Raw genomic sequence first — 18,195 nt, forward strand, 5'->3', positions numbered from 1 at the left:
GCGATCGAGCGCGTAGTTCTCAGCGAACCGGTCGACCGTAATCGCCCCACGTACACCTTCGACTCAGTAACTTCGAAACCACTCACCTTTAGGAAGGGAAGCTATATGCGCTCACAGATCGCCTTGCTCGGCGCCGTCACCCTCGCAGCCGGAGCAATCGGCGGCCCCGCATTCGCGGCCGGCAACACCAACAACCAGCGCAAGGTAGTGGCGCACCAAGTCCAGTCACCGGGGCGATCCCTCGGTGCCGCGTCACCCACGACCACCGAGCACTTCATCGTCACGTTCAAGCTGCGTGACCAGGTCGGCGCGGAATCTTTCGTGAAGACCGTTTCGGACCCGGCAAGTCCACAGCACGGGAAGTTCCTCAGCCCGGCGCAATTCACCAAGCGCTTCGCCGCATCGAAGTCGGATGTCGACCAGGCCGTCGCGTGGTTGCACAGCCAGGGCCTGCAGACCGGTGCCGTTTCACCGACGCGCAGCTACGTGCAGGTGTCCGGCTCGACGGCCGCGGTCAACAAGGCATTCGGCACCCAGATGCACAAGTACTCCAAGAGCGGCCGGACCTTCTCCGCACCGGCGAAGGCAGTGACCATGCCCAGCAGTGTCGCCGGAGTCGTCGGCGGTGTAGTCGGCCTGGACCACTCCCGGATCCTGCACACGACCAACATCCGCACGAATGAGGCAGCTGCGCAACAAAAGTCGGCGCGCACGCTCTCAGCGCTCGGTGCCAAGCCGAACGCCTCTTCCGGCGCCAGCGATGCCTGCTCGTCGTACTACGGGCAGTACCACCTGCCCTACGCGCCGAAGGCGGCCCAGCCGCTCAAGGGCATCCAGCCCGGCAGCCTGTGCGGCTACACGCCGCAGCAGCTGCGGGCGGCGCGCGGCATGACGGCCAAGAACACCGGCAAGGGTATGACGGTCGGAATCACGTTGTGGTGCAACGATCCTCGCATCGAGGCCGACACCAACACGTGGGCCAAGAGCGTCGGTTTCCAGCCGCTGAAGAAGAACCAGCTGACGGTCGTCGAGCCGGACGGAGGCTTCAACCGACTCTACTGTGATGATCAAGGCTCCGGCGGCGTCAACGCAGAGCAGGCCCTGGATGCCCAGTCGATCCATGGTGCTGCACCGGACGCGAAGATCATCTACTCCGCGGCCGCGGCGCCGTTCGACGACGCGCTGATCACCTCGATGCACAAGCTGATCGACAACAACTCCGTCGACTCCTTCTCCAACTCGTGGGGTGGCGGTGAGACGAATGACCCGACTACGAACGATGCCTACTCCGCCGTCTTCATGCAGGCCGCGGCGCAAGGGATCTCGGTGCTGTTCTCCTCCGGCGACTACGGCGACAACACCAATGGTGACCAGCAGACGACCGCACCGTCTCCGGATTATCCGGCGGCCAACCCCTGGGTGACCGCCGTCGGTGGCACCTCGCTGGCGACTGGAAACGCCAAGGGCTCCAAGGTCACGTTCGAGCAGGCCTGGAACACGTCACGCAACCTGCAGCAGAACGACGCGTGGAGCGGTTGGCAGTACCGCTACGGCGGCGGCGGTGGCGTGAGTCAATATCACGCGGAGCCCTATTACCAGAAAGGTGTCGTGCCAACGCGATTCACCGGTGTCGACCCGCACCGCGCCTACCCGGACCTGGCCGGCGCAGGTGACCCCTACACGGGCTACTTGATCGGCTACCACGACGGCGCTGCCGGCAACAACTTCGCGCTGGAGAAGATCGGCGGCACGAGCTGGTCCTCGCCGTGGACTGCAGGCACCCTGGCGCTCGTCGGCAAGCGCGTCGGGTTCCTGAACCCGGCGATCTATGCGAAGGGCCACGCGGGTCTGACCGACGTCAAGGGCAACGTCCTGAACCACGGCTTCGAGTACAAGACCTCGGGCACCCTCGCCACGGTCGGCATCAACTCACAGCAGGTGCAGGACCAGACCCTGGTCTCCGACAAGGGCTACGACAGCCTGACCGGCTTCGGTGTGCCGAGCTCGACAAGCGCGTTCGTCAACGCGCTGAAGTGATTCCGTTCAGCAGCAAGTGAATTGAGGCGCCTCCCGGGTTCCCGGGAGGCGCCTCTTGCATTGAGGTGGCCGAGCGTCGCCCTAAGGAGCCGGTGAGGGACGAGCCGGCGTCTCGAAGGGGAGCGAGGGACGAGCGTCTCGAGGTCTCGTTGCCTGCGTCCGGCAGAAGGTGCGGTCCGGCGCACTCTGTGCAGGGCCGAAACGTCTGTCGCTGGTTGGAAGGCGTTTGCGGCATGCAGATCGTGCGGTACGGCGCTACTTGTCCTCTGCATCGGTGGCTGCGGTGGGGGCAGTTCCATCCGGAGTGAACCAGATCGCGGACAGCGGCGGGATCGTGACAACGGCGGAGTACGGCTGGTCGTTGTATGGCGTGTCCGTGGCGTCGACACCGCCGAGGTTGCCGCGGTTGGAGCCGCCATACCGCTCCGCGTCGGTGTTGAGCAGCTCCAGCCAGCGACCGGCTCGGGGCAGCCCGATGCGTATGTCGCGCGCCTCGGCGCCGCTGTAGTTGAGCACCGCCGCGACGACGTCGCCATTCTGTTCCGGAGTGTCGAATCGCAAGTAGGAGAACAGGTTTGCGTCGGCGGCGTTCGCATCGATCCACCGGAAGCCGTGCGGGTCGTGGTCCAGCTTCCACAGGGCGGGGTGTTCGGCATACAGCCGGTTGAGGTCCGACACGAGGTGCGCGACGCCGAGGTGCGCCGGCTGGTCGAGCAGCCACCAGTCCAGACTGCGGCCGTCCGCCCACTCGGACTCCTGCCCGAACTCGCAGCCCATGAAGAGCAGCTGCTTTCCGGGGTGGCTCCACATGTCGGTGAGGAGAGTCCGGACACCGGCCAGCTGCTCCCACCGGTCGCCTGGCATCTTGCGCAACAACGAACCCTTGCCGTGCACGACCTCGTCATGGCTGATCGGCAGCACGAACTGCTCGTCCCACGCGTAGACGAGCGAGAACGTCATCTTGTTGTGGTGGTATTTGCGGTAGATCGGTTGCTGCGCAACGTAATCCAGCGTGTCGTGCATCCAGCCCATGTTCCACTTGAAGCCGAACCCGAGGCCGTCCTGGTTGGTCGGCTTGGTGACTCCGGGCCAGGAGGTGGACTCCTCGGCGATCATCACCGTGCCGGGCAGCCGGCGGTATGCCGTCGCGTTGGTCTCCTGCAGCAGTTGCATCGCCTCGAGGTTCTCGCGGCCACCGTGCTTGTTCGGGAGCCACTCGCCCTCGTTGCGGGAGTAGTCGAGATAGAGCATCGATGCCACACCATCGACACGCAGCCCATCGGCGTGGAATTCCTGCAGCCAGTAGACGGCGTTCGCGACGAGGAAGTTGCGCACCTGGGGGCGACCGAAATCGAAGATGTACGAACCCCATTCGGGGTGCCAACCACGCCGTGGGTCAGCGTGCTCGTAGAGCGGTGTGCCGTCGAAGCGCGCCAACGCCCACTCATCGGTGGCGAAGTGGCCGGGCACCCAGTCCAGGATGACGCCGACTCCCGCTTGGTGCAGCTTGTCGACCAGGAGGCGGAAGTCGTCCGGGTCGCCGAGCCGCGAATTCGGTGCGTAGTAACCGGTGACGTGGTAACCCCAGGACGGCGGGTAGGGGTGCTCCATCACCGGCATGAACTCCACGTGAGTGAAGCCGAGTTCGCTGACGTACGAGACAAGTTCGTCGGCCAGCTCGCGCCATGACTTACCCTGCCGCCACGACATCGGGTGCACTTCGTAGACGCTCATCGGGCGCTCGTGCGCCGCGGTGGCCGCACGCTGCTCGAGCCAGGCTCCGTCGCCCCACTCGTAGGTGGAGGCGGTGACGACGGAGGCTGTCGCGGGCGCGGTCTCGGCGAGCCGAGCCAGCGGGTCGGCCTTCTCACGCCAGGTCCCGTCCGGGCCGAGAATGTCGAATTTGTAACGGTTTCCGACACCGACGCCGGGCACGAAGAGCTCCCAGACACCGCCGCTGAGCCGGCGCATCGGGTGACCCTGCCCACCCCAGGTGTTGAAGTCACCGACCAGGCGCACACCGCGTGCGTTCGGCGCCCAGACGGCGAAGGACGTGCCGTCGACCGCACCCTGCGGGCTGTCGTAGCGGTGCAGGTGCGCGCCGAGCACGGTCCACAACTGCTCGTGGCGGCCCTCCGCGATGAGGTGCAGGTCGATCTCGCCGAGGGTGGGCAGGAAGCGGTAAGGGTCGTCGGTGACGTGCTCGACCCCGTCGTCATACGTGGTCACTACCCGGTAATCGGGAACCTCAGCGGTCGGCAGCGGGCCGCTCCACAACCCCTCGTAGTCGTGCTGCAGGTCGGCTCGCGTGCCGTCCGGCAGTTGGACCTGGACGGTGCTCGCCATGGGGCGGAAAACCCTTACCAGCGCGCCGGATTCGCCGACGTGCGGACCCAGCAGGCGGTGCGGATCGCCATATCGTCCGACGAGTAGCTCATGGGCGACCTCGGTCCGAAGGGCAGTCTGGTGTTCGCTCGTGCCGTGGTTGTCGCTCATGCTGTTACTTCTCCTCGTGGGCAGTAATCGCAGGATCGCGCTGCGTGGGATGTCCAACCACTCGGGCCGGTTGCGGACCTCGTAGACGACCTCGTAGCTCGCCTTGTCGACTTCGAACAGCTCGATAAGTCGCCGGTATGACGCAAGGTCGACACCACTCTGCGCGGCATACCCGTCCAGGAATGCCGCGCGCGCCTCGGCCGCCCAGTCGCGTCGGTCAGCGGTGTCGTCCCGCTGCTCGATGGAGCCGGCGGCGTAGTCGAACGACCGCAGCATGCCGGCGATGTCGCGCAACGGCACGTCGGCCTCGTTGCGTTCGTCCAGCGTCCGCAGCGGCTCGCCCTCGAAGTCCAGCAGCACCCAGCCGCGTTCCGGCACGTCCAAGGCCTGACCGAGGTGGAAATCACCGTGAATGCGTTGCAGCGCAGGCCAATCCGCTCCGGCGGCGCTTTCGACGAGGGAGTCGAACTCGCCCTGGCGGTCACGCAGCTCGGGCACGGCCTCGGCTGCGACGGCGAACCGCCGCCGGATCGCGTCGAGCTGCCGGGAGACCGACTCGGGAGTGCTCGGCCCGACCGGCATCGCCTCCGCCAGCTGGTGGTGGACCTCGGCCGTAGCAGCACCCAGCGCATACGCGGAAGCGGCGAACGACCGGTCTTCTGACGCAGCCTCCAACGCCACCCGCCAGGCATCCTGGACGCCGGGGAAGAACTCCTGCGCGAAGGCGAGATCGCCCTGCGCGCGTCCGGTGCCGTCCGGGGTCGGCCAGTCGCCTCGCAAGGACGCGACCATCTGCGGAACCCTTTCGCTGCCCACGTCGCTGAGCGCCGCCTGCAGTGTGACGTCGGGGTTGTCGCCGGCGTGGATCACCCGGAAGACCTTGATGATCAACGGCTCCTCATCGTCCGAATCGACGATGATCGACGTGTTGGACTGCTCACCGGACAACACTCGGGCGGTGCGGATCCGCGGCACCGCGGCATGACGAAAACCGCTGCCGCGCACAGTGATCGGCGGCTCCATCGTGCCGACGTGAGCGCCCGACTCGTCATACCTCTCGAGCACTGCTTGCCTGCCGCCGGTGATCATGGTGCGCAACAAGGTCGCCACGAAGACCGGGTCATGGCAGCCGTCGTAGACCCAGCGGTGCCCGAGCGCCGAGTGCTCCATCCCCCGATGAGCGCGTGATCGGCGCCTTCCAGCGGAGCGCCCCGGTAGGTCATCGGGATCTGGTAGACGACGGACTCACCGGTGGATGAGTCAGCGACGATGTTGATCTCCACCCCGACCTGGCCGGCTGGGTCGTCGAAGCGATAACTGCCGAGGCGGGTCAGCTTCGGTGTTCCACCCTTGCCGGCATACCAGCGTTGCGTGCCGATCCACCCCGACAGCAGCTCCTCCTTGCTCGGCTGCAGGGTCGCGTGGTGGATGATCGCCATATGTCAGTTTCCCGTCGGGAGTTGCAGTGCCAGCCAGAAGAAGTCACGTGAGCCGAGAGTCAGTGTGACAGTGCCGTCGTCGGAGATTGCGGTGAAGTGGGCGCCACCGAACAGGTCCCGCAGTCGGGCGCCGGCGAATTGGTCCGGCAGCGAGATCGTGACCGACTGCGGTCGACTCGACAGGTTGTTGACGCACAGCACCGAGCGGGTCTCGATCTCGTCGTCGGGGTCGTCCTCCTCGTGGACGGTCCGGGTGAAGGACAGGATCGCGTCGTTGTCCGACTCGACGGTCACGTAATCGCCGAGCCCGAAAACCGGGAATTGCTTTCGGATCGCGAGCATTTCGCGCACCCAGTGCAGCAGCGAAGAGGTGGACTCCAGCTGAGCTTCGACGTTCACATTGTTGTAGTGGTAGACGAGGCTGGAGATGATCGGCAGGTAGAGCTTGCCGGGATCGGCGGTCGAGAAGCCGGCGTTCCTGTCCGGGCTCCACTGCATGGGGGTGCGCACGGCATCGCGGTCGGGCAGCCAGATGTTGTCGCCCATGCCGATCTCGTCGCCGTAGTAGAGACACGGGGACCCGGGCATCGACAGCAGCAGCGCGTGGATGAGTTCCGTCTCCGCGCGCGAGTTGTCCAGCAGGGTGGCCAACCGGCGTCGGATGCCGACGTTGGCACGCATCCGCGGGTCGGGGGAGTACCAGCCGTACATCGCGGCGCGCTCGTCCGGGGTGACCATCTCGAGGGTCAGCTCGTCGTGGTTGCGCAGGAACGTGCCCCACTGGGCACCTCGGGGGATGGTCGGGGTCTCGGCCATCACTTCGTTGATGCGGGTCGCCTTCTCGTCGCGCAGCGCGTAGTAGAGCCGCGGCATGATCGGGAAGTGGAAGCACATGTGGCACTCGGGGTCGTCCTCGGTGCCGAAGTAATCGACGACCTCGTCGGGCATCTGGTTGGCCTCGGCCAGCAGCATCCGCCCGGGGTACTCCTCGTCGACCATCGCGCGCAGTTTGGCGATGAATTCGTGTGTCCTCGGGTGGTTTTCGCCGTTGTGACCCTCCTCGATATAGAGGTAGGGGATCGCGTCCAGGCGGAAGCCGTCGATGCCCAGGTCCATCCAGAAACGCACGATGTCGAAGATCTCGTCGTGCACAGCCTCGGTCTCGAAGTTGAGATCGGGCTGGTGGGAGAAGAAGCGGTGCCAGAAGAACTCCCGGCGCACCGGGTCGAAGGTCCAGTTGGACACCTCGGTGTCCACGAAGATGATCCGTGCGTCGGAGTATTTCTCGTCGGTGTCGGACCACATGTAGTAGTCGCCGTAGGGGCCGTCCGGCTCCGAGCGCGACGCCTGGAACCACGGGTGCTGGTCGCTGGTGTGGTTGATGACCAGATCGGTCACAATGCGTATGCCGCGGGCGTGTGCCTGGGAGACCAGCTCGGTGAATTCCGGCAGCGTCCCGAACTCCGGCAGGACCGCCTTGTAGTCGGCGATGTCGTAGCCGCCGTCGCGCAACGGTGACGCGTAGAACGGTGGGATCCACAGGCAGTCGATGCCGAGCCACTGCAGGTAGTCGAGCCGGTTGATCACGCCGGTGAAGTCACCGGATCCATTGCCGGTCGAGTCGCCGAAGGCGCGCACCAGCACCTCGTAGAAGACCGCCTTGCGGAACCACTGCGGATCGTGACGCAGACCGGGCTGCGGGAGGTTGAATCCTGTTGCTGCCATTCTGTTTCAGAACCTCCTGAGGTGAACGATGTGCAGTGGCTCGGTGTCGGGTCCGAGCCGGACGTAGTTGTCCGAACCCCACTCCCAGCTGGCGTCGGTGAGCAGGTCGTGCGCGACGAAACGGTCGCCGGGCGACAACCCGAGCGCACCCATGTCGAGCCGGAGCGTCGATTGGCGGGTGGCGTGCGGATCGGTGTTTGCCACCACGATGACGACATCGTCGCCGTGCTTCTTGGAGAAGGCCAGCATCTGCTGGTCGTCCACGTGGTGGAAGGTGATGTTGCGCAGCCAGTGCAGCGCGGGGTGCTGGCGACGAATCTCGTTGATACGGCTCAGGAACGGCGCCAGCGACTGCCCCTCGCGGTCACCGCCGGGCTCATAGCGGGACCACTCCCGGTCCTTGTACTGGTACTTCTCGTTGTCGAGTTGCTCCTCGGCGCCCGGCCGCGCGACGTGCTCGATCAGCTCGTAGCCGGCGTAGATGCCGTAGGTGGGCGACAACGTCGCCGCCAGCGCAGCGCGCAGCTTCCAGGCGGTCGGCCCGCCATACTGCATGTATGGCGTGAGGATGTCGTGCGTCGTCGGCCAGAAGCTCGGTCGCATGTATGGCGCCGAGTCGCGCGCGAGTTCTTCGACATACTCACGCAGTTCGGCGGCGTCGTTGCGCCAGGCGTAATAGGTGTAGCTCTGCTGGAAGCCGACCTTGGCAAGTGTGGCCATCATCGCCGGCCGGGTGAACGCCTCTGCCAGCCAGACGATGTCGGGGTGGTCACGCGCGACATCGGCGATCAGCCACTGCCAGAACTCCACCGGCTTCGTGTGCGGGTTGTCCACCCGGAAGATCGTGACGCCGTGGTCGATCCAGACCTGCACGACGCGGCGCACCTCGGCGTAGATGCCTGCCGGATCGTTGTCGAAGTTGACCGGGTAGATGTCCTGGTATTTCTTCGGCGGGTTCTCGGCATACGCGATGGTGCCGTCGGCGCGGGTGGTGAACCACTCCGGGTGAGCCGCGACCCACGGGTGATCCGGGGAGCACTGCAGCGCCAGATCGAGCGCGACCTCCAGGTTCTGCTTGCGAGCAGCCGAGACGAAGGCGTCGAAGTCCTTGAACGTCCCGAGGTCCGGATGGATGGCGTCGTGGCCGCCGTCCGCGCTCCCGATCGCGTATGGCGAGCCGGGGTCGTCCGGACCTGCGGTCAGCGTGTTGTTGGGGCCTTTGCGGTTCGTCGTGCCGATCGGATGCACGGGCGTCAGGTAGACCACGTCGAACCCCATACCGGCGATGGCGGGCAAGCGCTTCGCCGCGGTCCGCAGCGTCCCGGTGGTCCACTTCCCGGACTTCTCGTCGAAGCTCGCGCCCTCGCTGCGCGGGAAGATCTCGTACCAGGCGCCGGTCAGCGCCCGGTCCCGCTCCACCCACCAGCTGTATGACGTGCCGGGGCTGACCCAGTCTCGCAGTGGTTTCGCGGTCATCAGCCGCTGGATCTCCGTGGTGGTGCCGGCCGAGATGCGGGCACCCGGGGGCTGCTCGGTGTCGCGCAATCCGCGCACGGCCGCGGCGAGGACCTTGCGCCCGGCAGCGTTGTGTTGTACCTCACGGGTGGCACGCTCCAACAGTCGCGCGCCCTCCTCCAGCATCACCTCGGCGTCCACCTCGGCTGCGATTTTGATCACGGCATCGTGGACCCAAGTGGCGTACGGATCGGACCAACCCTCGACACAGTAGGACCACACTCCGGGACGGTCGGCGCTGATCTCGCAGCGCCAGGTGTCCAGCCCCGCATTGGTGCAGGACATCGGGACGTAGTGGGTCACGCCGTCCGGGTCGGTGAGTGCCGCGGTCGCGTTGACGGCGTCATGGCCCTCCCGGAAGACTGTCGCAGTGATCGGAAACACCTCTCCGACAACGGATTTGGTGGGAAATGCACCGTCGCCGACGGCGGGACGAACGTCGACGACGGGGATTCGGCCGATGGAACGGAGCGGGGCAACCGGCGGGGTCGTGCCGTGGCCGGGGGTCTGCCGCACCGGCGCAGTCGGCTGCTGATCAGTCACCTGAGCGACGCTACAAGATCGAGGGCTGTCGCGGACACCTGTCGGGCCGGGACACCGCCGTGTCTTGAAAGTCGGCGGTGTTCGAATTCACCTGGAGCTCGGGCGCCCCTACCATCGGTGCGGTGAGAGCCATTCGTCGTTTCAATGTCCGCACCGCGCTGCCCGAGCAGTTGGCCCCGTTGTCGGACCTCGCGACCAACCTGCGCTGGTCGTGGCACCGCCGTACTCGTGACCTGTTCCGGGACATGGACCCCGCCGTGTGGGATCGCGTCCATGGCGACCCGGTGGCTCTGCTGGCCGGCTTGTCGCCGCAGCGCCTGGACGAGCTCGCGGCGGACCCCGGATTCGTTGGCCGGGTGCACGCGACGGCAGACGGCCTGTCGACATACCTGACCGCCCCCGTCTGGTACGACGAGTTCAGCCAGACGGACGCGGCGGCGGCGTCGATCGCCTACTTCAGCGCGGAGTTCGGGATCACGCACGTACTGCCGCAGTACTCCGGCGGTCTCGGCATCCTGGCGGGCGACCACCTGAAGTCCGCCAGCGACCTCGGGGTGCCGATCGTGGGCATCGGCCTGTTCTACAAGGAGGGCTACTTCAAACAGCAGTTGTCCGCCGACGGCTGGCAGTTGGAGAGCTACCCGCTGCTCGACCCCGACGGACTGCCGCTGACCCTGCTGCGCGAGGTCGACGGGACACCCGTCGACATCACCCTCGCGCTGCCCGAGGGGCGCACCCTGCACGCCCGCGTATGGCGCGCACAGGTCGGCCGGGTTCCGTTGCTGCTGCTCGACTCCGACGTCGAGGCCAACGACCCCTCCGCCCGCGAGCTCACCGCCCGGCTGTATGGCGGAGGCGGCGACCAGCGCCTCCAGCAGGAGATGCTGCTCGGTATCGGCGGAGTGCGCGCGCTCCGCACGTGGAGCCGCCTGACGCAGGCGCCGGCCCCGGAGGTCTACCACTGCAACGAGGGCCACGCCGGCTTCCTGTCCGTGGAGCGGATCAGCGAGCTGGTCACCGGCCACGGACTCGACTTCGAGCAGGCACGCCGCGCCGTGCGGGCGAGCAACGTCTTCACCACGCACACCCCGGTGCCGGCCGGCATCGACCGCTTCGATGCCGAGCTGGTGCGCGCCCACTTCAGCGGGTCCGCACAGCTGCCCGGAGTGTCGACCGAGCAGATCCTGCCCCTGGGCGCCGAGGACTACGAGGGTGGCCAGGACGGCATCTTCAACATGGCCGTGATGGGCCTGCGTATGGCGCAGCGCGCCAACGGTGTGTCGCAGCTGCACGGCGCGGTCAGTCGGTCGATGTTCGATCAGCTGTGGCCCGGCTTCGATGACGACGAGGTCCCGATCACCAGCATCACCAACGGTGTTCACGCCCCGACCTGGATGGACCCCCGAGTCATCGACTTCGGTCGTAAGCACCTCGGGGAGGGTGACATACGCGCCGCCATCGGCTGGGACCGTGTCGGTCAGCTGCCGCGCGGTGAGCTTTGGGAGGTCAAGCACGACTTGCGCCGGCAGCTGGTGCTGGACGTGCGTGAGCGGGTGCGGGAGTCGGCCCAGTTCCGCGGTGCCAGCGACGCCGAGCTCGGCTGGGTGGAGAACCTGCTGGACCCCGACGTGCTGACGATCGGCTTCGCGCGGCGGGTGCCCACCTACAAGCGGTTGACGCTGATGCTGCGTGACCCGGAGCGCCTCGCGGGCCTGTTGACCGACCCGGATCGTCCGGTGCAGTTGGTCATCGCCGGCAAGTCGCACCCGGCCGACGAGACGGGGAAGCGGCTCATCCAGGAGATGGTGCAGTTCACCGACGACCCCAAGCTGCGGCACCGGATCGTTTTCCTGCCCAATTACGACATGCAGATGGCACAGTCGCTGATGCCGGGCGTCGACGTGTGGCTGAACAACCCGCTGCGCCCCTACGAGGCGTCCGGGACGTCCGGCATGAAGGCCGCTCTCAACGGTGGCCTGAACCTGTCGATCCTGGACGGCTGGTGGGACGAGTGGTTCGACGGCAGCAACGGCTGGGCGATCCCATCGGCCGACCCGTCGCACGACACCGCAAACTCCACCATGGACCCGGAGCGGCGTGACGACCTGGAGGCCGCGGCGCTTTACGACCTCATCGAGAGCCAGGTCGCTGCACGCTTCTACGACCGCGATGCCGACGGTGTGCCGCAGCGTTGGCTGGAGATGGTCGAGCACACCTTGGCCGTGCTCGGTCCGAAGGTGCTCGCCACCCGGATGGTCCGTGACTACACGACCAAGCTCTACACCCCGGCTGCGATCGCCGGTCGCGCCGCCGCCGACCACGATTTCGGTCTTGCGAAGGACCTTGCGTCATACAGTGTGCGGGCGCGGGATGCGTTCCCACACATACGAATCGAGCACGTCGAGGCAGACGGCGTCACCGACATCCCGGCGCTCGGCGAACGCCTCACCGTGCGTGCGTATGTCGCCCTCGGCGGCCTGCGGCCGGACGAGGTCTCGGTGCAGGTGGTGCACGGCCGGGCGACGGACACCGACGACCTGCAGGACGTCGAGCTGACCGAGATCCACGCCGCCGAAGATCTTGGCGACGGACGTGCGCGTTTCGAGGGCACTGTCACTCTGGACCGCACCGGAGCGTTCGGTTACAGCGTGCGCGTGCTGCCGCGGCATCCCGGCCTGGCCAACGTCGCCGAGCTCGGGCTGGTCGTCAACGCATAAGCGGGTCGAGTGCCAGGGGAGCGCAGCGGAGGAGGTGTTTCGAGACCACGCCTGCAGATGGTGCGCTCCAGCGCACTACCTGCACGCCCCGGACAGGGCTAGTCTCGAAGAGAGATCTCGGGAGGGCCCCATGAGTCACGCAACCGCAACAGCAGTTACCGCACCGGTGCATCAACTCGTCGTGCCGATGCCGGAAGTGGTCATTCCCGATGTGGGCGCGTTGGAACGCGTCCAACTGGCTGGCGCGGGCCAGATCGTCGTGCGACAGCGCGCCGGTTGGATGAGCGTTCCCTCTACGTCGATCTCGTGGGCCGGTCCTGCCAAGCGGGCCGCGCTGAACACGTCCTTCCCACTCAGCTGATCCGACTCTCCGCTCCGGTTGCACACATCGCGCGGTAGACCGTGCGATGTGTGCAACTGGGGCGGGCGCTACCGGCTCTCCAGGAACTCCTTGGACTTGGCGATCGCGAAGCCCCACGCCTGGGAGGGCGTTGCCTTCGGCGGTAGCGCGATCTCGTCGGGGTTGGTGAGGAAGTCCAGCAGGAACGGCCCGTCGTGCGCGAGTGCCTCCTGTATGGCGGAGTCGACGTCCTCCGCTCGCGAGACCTGGAGCGCGCGAAGGCCGAGAGCCGCTGCGACTTCGGCGATGTCCGGGTTGTCCAGCTCGGTCCCGAACTCCGGCAGACCGCCCTGCTCCTGCTCGAGCTTGACCATCCCGAGACGTCCGTTGTCGTAGACCACGAACGTGACCGGCAGCCGGTAGGTCACCGCGGTCCGCAAGTCCCCGAGCAGCATCATCAGGCCGCCGTCGCCGCAGTTAGCGATCACCTGGCGCTTTCGATCGAGCGCCTGTATGCCGAGTGCCTGCGGCATCGCGTTGGCCATCGAGCCGAGGTTGTAGGACCCGACCAGCTTGCGGTCGCCGCGCATCTGCACGAAGCGGCTGAGCCAGACCGTCGACATACCGGTGTCGCTGGTGAAGACGGCGTCGTCGGACGCGTGCCTGTTCAGGGCGTCCGCGACGACCTCCGGGCGGATGCGTTCGTCCGGGTTGTCGGCCTTGCTGCGCCTCTTGCCCAACCATTTCCGGTCGTGGCCGGGATCGGTCAGCCTGGCCTGATCCTCGAGCCACTTCGCGTAGGCGTCGGTCGCGGCCCGAAGGTGCTTGTCGCTCTTCTTGGTCGACACCAACTCGTTCAGGGCACGCAACGTTGGTCCGGCATGTCCGACGAGAGCGTGATCGACGGGTGTACGACGGCCGATGTGTCCGGCTCGGGAGTTGAGTGCGATCACCGTTTTGCCCTGCGGATACCAGTCCCGGTAGGGGAAGTCGGTGCCGATCAGAAAGAGCACGTCGCAGTCGTCGAACGCCTTCCTGGTCGACGGGTTGCCGATCAGGCCGGACTGGCCGATCTGGTAGGGGTTGTCCGCGTCCAACCCGGCTTTTGCCTTGAGGGTCAACACCATTGGAGCCTTCAACCGCTCGGCCAGTGACAACACCTCGGCGCGGTCCTGCGCAGCTCCGCACCCGACCAGCAGCGTCACCTTGTCGGCGGCATTCAACACATCTGCGGCGGCCGCGACCTGATCGGCCGGTGCCGCCACCTCGGCGGATTGCGGGGCGAACTTCGGCGGCCGGTTGTCCTCGACCTCGAGCGAGCCGACGTCTCCGGGCAACGTGAGCACCGCGACTCCTGCTCGGCATACGCGATGTTGACCGCCTGCTCCAGCAGCTGTGGCAGTTGGCCGGGACTGGTGATGGTCTGCGCGAAATCGGCCACGTCGGCGAACAGGACGTCGTTGTTGACCTCCTGGAAGAAGTCGCTGCCGATGTCCGGCGTAGGAACCTGCCCACAGATTGCCAGCACCGGAGCGTGCGACTTCTTGGCGTCATACAAGCCGTTGAGCAGGTGGATCGAGCCGGGGCCGACGGTGCCCATGCAGACCCCGATGCGCCCGGTCATCTGGGCCTGGGCGCCGGCAGCGAAGGCGGCAGCCTCCTCGTGGCGGACCCCGATCCACTCGATGCCGTCATGGCGGCGGATCGCATCGGTGATCGGGTTGAGTGCGTCACCAACGACGCCCCAGACCTGGGTCACCCCGTGGTCGGCCAGTGCTGCAACGATCAGTTCGGCGATGTCGCTCATGCTTTTTTCCGTTCCCCGGCACGGTAGGTCGAGATCTGCGGAGTGAAGGCATCGGCGCTGGCGGCCTGCCAGTCCTTCGCCCATTCCTCCGGCGCCGCCTCGAGCAGTTCACCGGGCTGCAGCCAGGTGAACAACTCGGCATAGCTACGGCTCTCGTTCGGTGAGATGTTGTGCCGGAGCATGTGCGGGCTGAGTTCGTGCGGTTCGCGGGCACCCAGGGTCGCCATGATCTGGGCGGCCTGCTCGACGGTCGCCTGGTGATAGCGGTGCACGCGCTCGCTCTTGTCCGGCACGTCGAGCGCCCGTGCGCGCCGCGGGTTCTGGGTGGCGACTCCGACCGGGCACTTGCCGGTGTGGCACTCCTGCGCCTGGATGCAGCCGACAGCCATCATCATCGCGCGCGCGGCGTTCGTGTAATCGGCACCTTGGATGAGCCGTTTGACGATGTCGGCACCGCCGGCGATCTTGCCGCTCGCGCCGAGCTTGATGTTGTCTCGCAGCCCCGTGCCGACGAGCGCGTTGTGCACGACCATCAGGCCGTGGGTCAGCGGCATACCGACGTGGTCCTCGTACTCCAGCGGTGCTGCTCCGGTGCCGCCCTCGGACCCGTCGACGATGATGAAGTCCGGCGCCGTGCCTACTTCGCGGATCGCCTTGCAGATCGCCAGGATGTCCATCCGGGACCCGACACAGAGCTTGAAGCCGGCCGGCTTTCCGCCGCTGAGGTCGCGCATCTTCGCGATGAACTCGATCAGCTCGACCGGGGTCGAGAAGACCTTGTGCCGCGCCGGGCTGACGCACTTCTCACCCTCGGGAACGCCTCGGAACTGCGCGATCTCTGCGGTCACCTTGGCGGCGGGCAGGACGCCACCGATCCCAGGCTTTGCGCCCTGGCTCAGCTTGAGCGACACGCACTTGACGCGGTCGTCGCCGGACTTGTCGCGAAAGATATCCGGGTCGAAGTTACCGTCCTTGGTCCGGGTGCCGAAGTAGCCGGACCCGACCTCCCACACCAAGTCACCACCGTTCTCCAGGTGGTACGGCGTGAGGCCACCCTCCCCGGTGTCGTGCGCGAACCCGCCCAGCTGTGCGCCCTTGTTGAGCGCACGGATAGCGTTGGCGGACAAGGCGCCGAAGCTCATGGCCGAGACGTTCAGCAGCGACATGTCGTACGGCTTGCTGCAGTCCGGGCCACCGACGCGGACCCGGGGTGGCTCATCGGGCTTCTCCAGTGGCGCCGTCGAGTGCACCAGCGACTCGTAGCCGGCGCGACCGACGTCCCGTTCGGTGCCGAACGGCTGTTCGGCCATGGTCCCCTTGGCGCGTTCGTAGATGATCGACCTGGTGTCACGGTCGTATGGCCGACCGTCCCAGTTGCGTTCGATGAAGTACTGCTGGAGCTCCGGTCGAATGTCCTCCAGCAGATAGCGCAGGTGCCCGACCACCGGATAGTTGCGAAGCACTGAGTGCTTGCGCTGCACCAGATCTCGCACCGCCAGGCCGGCGAGTGACCCCGCCGTAGCCAGGGCCGTTGCTTGCTGCCATCGCACCATTCGTCTGCTCCTTGTCTCGGTCGACACCTGAGGGCTGTCGGCCCGGCCATCGTGCGGGCCGCGGCTGCGTACTTGCTGAGCATGCCGGGTCCGTACGATGTGCAGGTGTTGTTGCCCCTCACCATCGTGCTTATCGCATTGCTTGCGGTCTTGGCCATTGATGCGGCTTATCTGACCGCGCGCGGCAAGCCGGTCGACAACCCGATGTTCTTCCTCGCCTGCGCCGCGGAGCTCGCGGTCATCGCGCAGCTCGTGGTCGGGATCGCCCGCATCGGGGACGCCGACGCGCACATGTCCAAGGGGCTGTTCGTGGCCTACCTGGCAGGGCTCGTATGTGTCCTACCAGTGGCAGGTTTCTGGGGGATCGCCGAGCGCGAATCTCGTTGGGGGACCGGCGTTCTCCTCGTGGCGACCCTCGGCCTACTGGTCATGGTCGCCCGCCTTCTACAACTCTGGAACGGCCAGTGACAAACACTCCGAAATCGTCCGGCTCGAAGACTGCCATCAACCGCGGACCGGGTCGCATGCTGGTCGCGGTCTACGGCCTGCTCGGGCTGGCGGCGACCGGTCGCTCGATCCTGCAGATCGCGCAGACCTGGCCGGACCAGCACATGCCCTACTGGCTGTCGGCGGTGGCAGCGGTCGTCTACCTCGTCGCAACGGTCGCGCTCGCCCGCGGCGACCGTGCGAGTGCACGGATTGCCCTGGGAACCATCAGTTTCGAGCTGCTCGGAGTGATCGCCGTGGGCATCTGGTCGTATGCCGACAAGGTGGCCTTCCTGGCCCAGGGCAGCGCCGGGGACACGACGGTCTGGTCCAAATTCGGACAGGGCTACGGCTACGTGCCCCTCGTCCTGCCGGTCCTCGGTCTCTGGTGGTTGCGCCACGCGCGGCGCGCCCGGCCTGCCGACGCGAACTGACTCGGGTAAGTAGAATCCCTCGCATTCGGCGAGGCAACGGAGGAAACCCATGGTCGCCAAGGCCACGATGGCCGACATCGCCAAGCAGTTGGGCATCTCCCGGGCAGCGGTCTCTTATGCGCTCAACGGTCAGCCGGGCGTGGCAGCGGACACCCGCGAACGAGTGCTCAAACTCGCGGTCGACCTGGGCTGGCACCCGAGCGCGAGTGCCCGTGCGCTGACCGGATCGGACATCAAGGTCATCGGCCTCGCGCTGTCTCGTGCGACCGACGCATTCGCCGTCGACTCCTTCTTCCTCGAGTTCATGGCAGGTGTGGAAAGCGTTCTGGTTCAACGGGGTTGGAGCCTCCTGCTGCGGGTGATCGGTGATGTCCCGGCCGTCGAGGTGGAGACCTATCGACGGTGGTGGGGGAGGGGCGCATTGACGGCGTCATCCTCGTCGACGAACGTCATCGGGATGAGCGCATCGCGGCGATCGAAGAGATCGGGCTGCCTGCCGTGTTGTGCGGTGGACCGCGCAAGGGCCTCTCGTTCCCGTGCATATGGACCGATCAGGCCGGAGACGCGGCGCTGATCGTCGAGCACCTTGCCGCACTCGGGCACCGGCACATCGCCCACGTGAGCGGACCACGGGAGTTCGTTCACGAGCGTGCCCGGCAGCGCGGCGTGCGGACCGCGGCCGCGCGCCAGGGTCTCTCCGTCACGACGATCGAGGGCACCTACGCGCCCGCGGATGCCCGTGCAGCGGTCCGTCGGCTGCTGGAGGATCCGGAGCCACCGACCGGACTCATATTCGGCAACGATCACATGTCGGTGGCCGGGCTGAAGCAACTGCGAGAGCTCGGCAGGGCGGTACCCCGCGAGTTTTCCGTTGTCAGTTGGGATGACTCGCCGCTCACGCACGCGGTGGACCCCGAGCTCACCGCGCTCTACCGGGACAACCAGGCCTATGGCGGGCAAGCTGCTGACATGCTGCTCGATCTCGTGGCCGGGCAACGCGGAGGGCGTGTTCAGGTCGCCCGATCGCAGTTGCGTCCGCGGCCCAGCTCCGGCCCCGCCCCTGGGCGCTGAACCATCCATCAACGGTAACGATTCGATAACGC

At 66.6% G+C, this 18,195-nt stretch carries 14 protein-coding genes; 7 read left to right on the forward strand and 7 right to left on the reverse strand.

Annotated features, from left to right (window positions below; all coding sequences use genetic code 11):
- The first annotated feature begins 105 nt into the window (after positions 1-105).
- Positions 106-2,037 (forward strand): S53 family peptidase, encoded by a 1,932-nt coding sequence (locus ACFQDH_RS11390; protein ID WP_382401365.1) that lies wholly within the window; start codon positions 106-108, stop codon positions 2,035-2,037.
- A gap of 255 nt (positions 2,038-2,292) precedes the next feature.
- On the opposite strand, the gene glgB is transcribed toward ACFQDH_RS11390, so the two are convergent.
- From glgB to ACFQDH_RS11410, 4 genes are read right to left on the reverse strand one after another with little or no spacing between them, the layout of a single operon-like run.
- Positions 2,293-5,703: a 1,4-alpha-glucan branching protein GlgB gene (gene glgB / locus ACFQDH_RS11395; RefSeq protein WP_382401367.1), complete on the reverse strand. Its 3,411-nt coding sequence runs from the start codon at positions 5,701-5,703 to the stop codon at positions 2,293-2,295.
- Entirely contained in the window at positions 5,619-5,972 is a 354-nt protein-coding gene (locus tag ACFQDH_RS11400; RefSeq protein ID WP_382401369.1) for a maltokinase N-terminal cap-like domain-containing protein, read from the reverse strand. Before ACFQDH_RS11400 ends, glgB begins: the two co-directional genes overlap by 85 nt.
- A gap of 3 nt (positions 5,973-5,975) precedes the next feature.
- Positions 5,976-7,697, reverse strand: a complete 1,722-nt coding sequence (gene treS / locus ACFQDH_RS11405) for a maltose alpha-D-glucosyltransferase (protein ID WP_382401370.1) — start codon at positions 7,695-7,697, stop codon at positions 5,976-5,978.
- A 6-nt stretch (positions 7,698-7,703) separates the two neighbouring features.
- On the reverse strand, positions 7,704-9,755 hold the full coding sequence (locus tag ACFQDH_RS11410) for an alpha-1,4-glucan--maltose-1-phosphate maltosyltransferase (RefSeq protein WP_382401372.1): 2,052 nt from the start codon (positions 9,753-9,755) through the stop codon (positions 7,704-7,706).
- Positions 9,756-9,877: 122 nt separating this feature from the next.
- On the opposite strand from ACFQDH_RS11410, the gene glgP reads away from it, so the two are divergent.
- Entirely contained in the window at positions 9,878-12,472 is a 2,595-nt protein-coding gene (gene glgP / locus ACFQDH_RS11415) for an alpha-glucan family phosphorylase (protein ID WP_382401374.1), read from the forward strand.
- Between the two features lie 130 nt (positions 12,473-12,602).
- A complete protein-coding gene (locus tag ACFQDH_RS11420; RefSeq protein WP_382401376.1) occupies positions 12,603-12,833 on the forward strand; it encodes a hypothetical protein in 231 nt (76 codons plus the stop codon).
- Between the two features lie 68 nt (positions 12,834-12,901).
- Here ACFQDH_RS11420 and ACFQDH_RS11425 read toward each other — a convergent pair whose 3' ends face one another.
- Genes ACFQDH_RS11425 through ACFQDH_RS11435 form a run of 3 tightly spaced genes read right to left on the reverse strand, consistent with a single transcriptional unit; the run spans position 12,902 to position 16,172 of the window.
- Positions 12,902-14,149, reverse strand: a complete 1,248-nt coding sequence (locus tag ACFQDH_RS11425; protein WP_382404847.1) for a thiamine pyrophosphate-dependent enzyme — start codon at positions 14,147-14,149, stop codon at positions 12,902-12,904.
- Positions 14,032-14,619, reverse strand: coding sequence for a thiamine pyrophosphate-binding protein (locus ACFQDH_RS11430; RefSeq protein ID WP_382401378.1), 588 nt, complete (start codon positions 14,617-14,619; stop codon positions 14,032-14,034). Before ACFQDH_RS11430 ends, ACFQDH_RS11425 begins: the two co-directional genes overlap by 118 nt.
- On the reverse strand, positions 14,616-16,172 hold the full coding sequence (locus ACFQDH_RS11435; protein WP_382401380.1) for an FMN-binding glutamate synthase family protein: 1,557 nt from the start codon (positions 16,170-16,172) through the stop codon (positions 14,616-14,618). The genes ACFQDH_RS11430 and ACFQDH_RS11435 overlap by 4 nt, the downstream gene beginning before the upstream one ends.
- A gap of 105 nt (positions 16,173-16,277) precedes the next feature.
- Between ACFQDH_RS11435 and ACFQDH_RS11440 the strand changes: the two genes are divergently transcribed.
- From ACFQDH_RS11440 to ACFQDH_RS11455, 4 genes are read left to right on the forward strand one after another with little or no spacing between them, the layout of a single operon-like run.
- Positions 16,278-16,640 carry a hypothetical protein gene (locus tag ACFQDH_RS11440; protein WP_382401382.1) on the forward strand — a complete coding sequence of 121 codons (363 nt, stop codon included), beginning with the start codon at positions 16,278-16,280 and terminating at the stop codon, positions 16,638-16,640.
- A complete protein-coding gene (locus ACFQDH_RS11445) occupies positions 16,637-17,092 on the forward strand; it encodes a hypothetical protein (protein WP_382401384.1) in 456 nt (151 codons plus the stop codon). The genes ACFQDH_RS11440 and ACFQDH_RS11445 overlap by 4 nt, the downstream gene beginning before the upstream one ends.
- Before the next feature lie 49 nt (positions 17,093-17,141).
- Complete coding sequence (locus tag ACFQDH_RS11450; RefSeq protein WP_382401386.1) at positions 17,142-17,666, forward strand: LacI family DNA-binding transcriptional regulator; 525 nt, start codon at positions 17,142-17,144, stop codon at positions 17,664-17,666.
- Complete coding sequence (locus ACFQDH_RS11455) at positions 17,567-18,163, forward strand: LacI family DNA-binding transcriptional regulator (protein ID WP_382404848.1); 597 nt, start codon at positions 17,567-17,569, stop codon at positions 18,161-18,163. Before ACFQDH_RS11450 ends, ACFQDH_RS11455 begins: the two co-directional genes overlap by 100 nt.
- Positions 18,164-18,195 lie beyond the last annotated feature (32 nt).

Origin of the sequence: Flexivirga alba (assembly GCF_042661025.1) — a bacterium.
Classification (GTDB): Bacteria; Actinomycetota; Actinomycetes; order Actinomycetales; family Dermatophilaceae; genus Flexivirga; species Flexivirga alba.

Bases quoted from the DNA above. Each gene is read 5' to 3' on its own strand.
- ACFQDH_RS11435 (WP_382401380.1), bottom strand. From the start codon at position 16,172: ATGGTGCGATGGCAGCAAGCAACGGCCCTGGCTACGGCGGGGTCACTC.
- ACFQDH_RS11450 (WP_382401386.1), top strand. From the start codon at position 17,142: ATGGTCGCCAAGGCCACGATGGCCGACATCGCCAAGCAGTTGGGCATC.
- ACFQDH_RS11420 (WP_382401376.1), top strand. From the start codon at position 12,603: ATGAGTCACGCAACCGCAACAGCAGTTACCGCACCGGTGCATCAACTC.
- glgB (WP_382401367.1), bottom strand. From the start codon at position 5,703: ATGGAGCACTCGGCGCTCGGGCACCGCTGGGTCTACGACGGCTGCCAT.
- ACFQDH_RS11430 (WP_382401378.1), bottom strand. From the start codon at position 14,619: ATGAGCGACATCGCCGAACTGATCGTTGCAGCACTGGCCGACCACGGG.
- ACFQDH_RS11390 (WP_382401365.1), top strand. From the start codon at position 106: ATGCGCTCACAGATCGCCTTGCTCGGCGCCGTCACCCTCGCAGCCGGA.
- treS (WP_382401370.1), bottom strand. From the start codon at position 7,697: ATGGCAGCAACAGGATTCAACCTCCCGCAGCCCGGTCTGCGTCACGAT.
- ACFQDH_RS11400 (WP_382401369.1), bottom strand. From the start codon at position 5,972: ATGGCGATCATCCACCACGCGACCCTGCAGCCGAGCAAGGAGGAGCTG.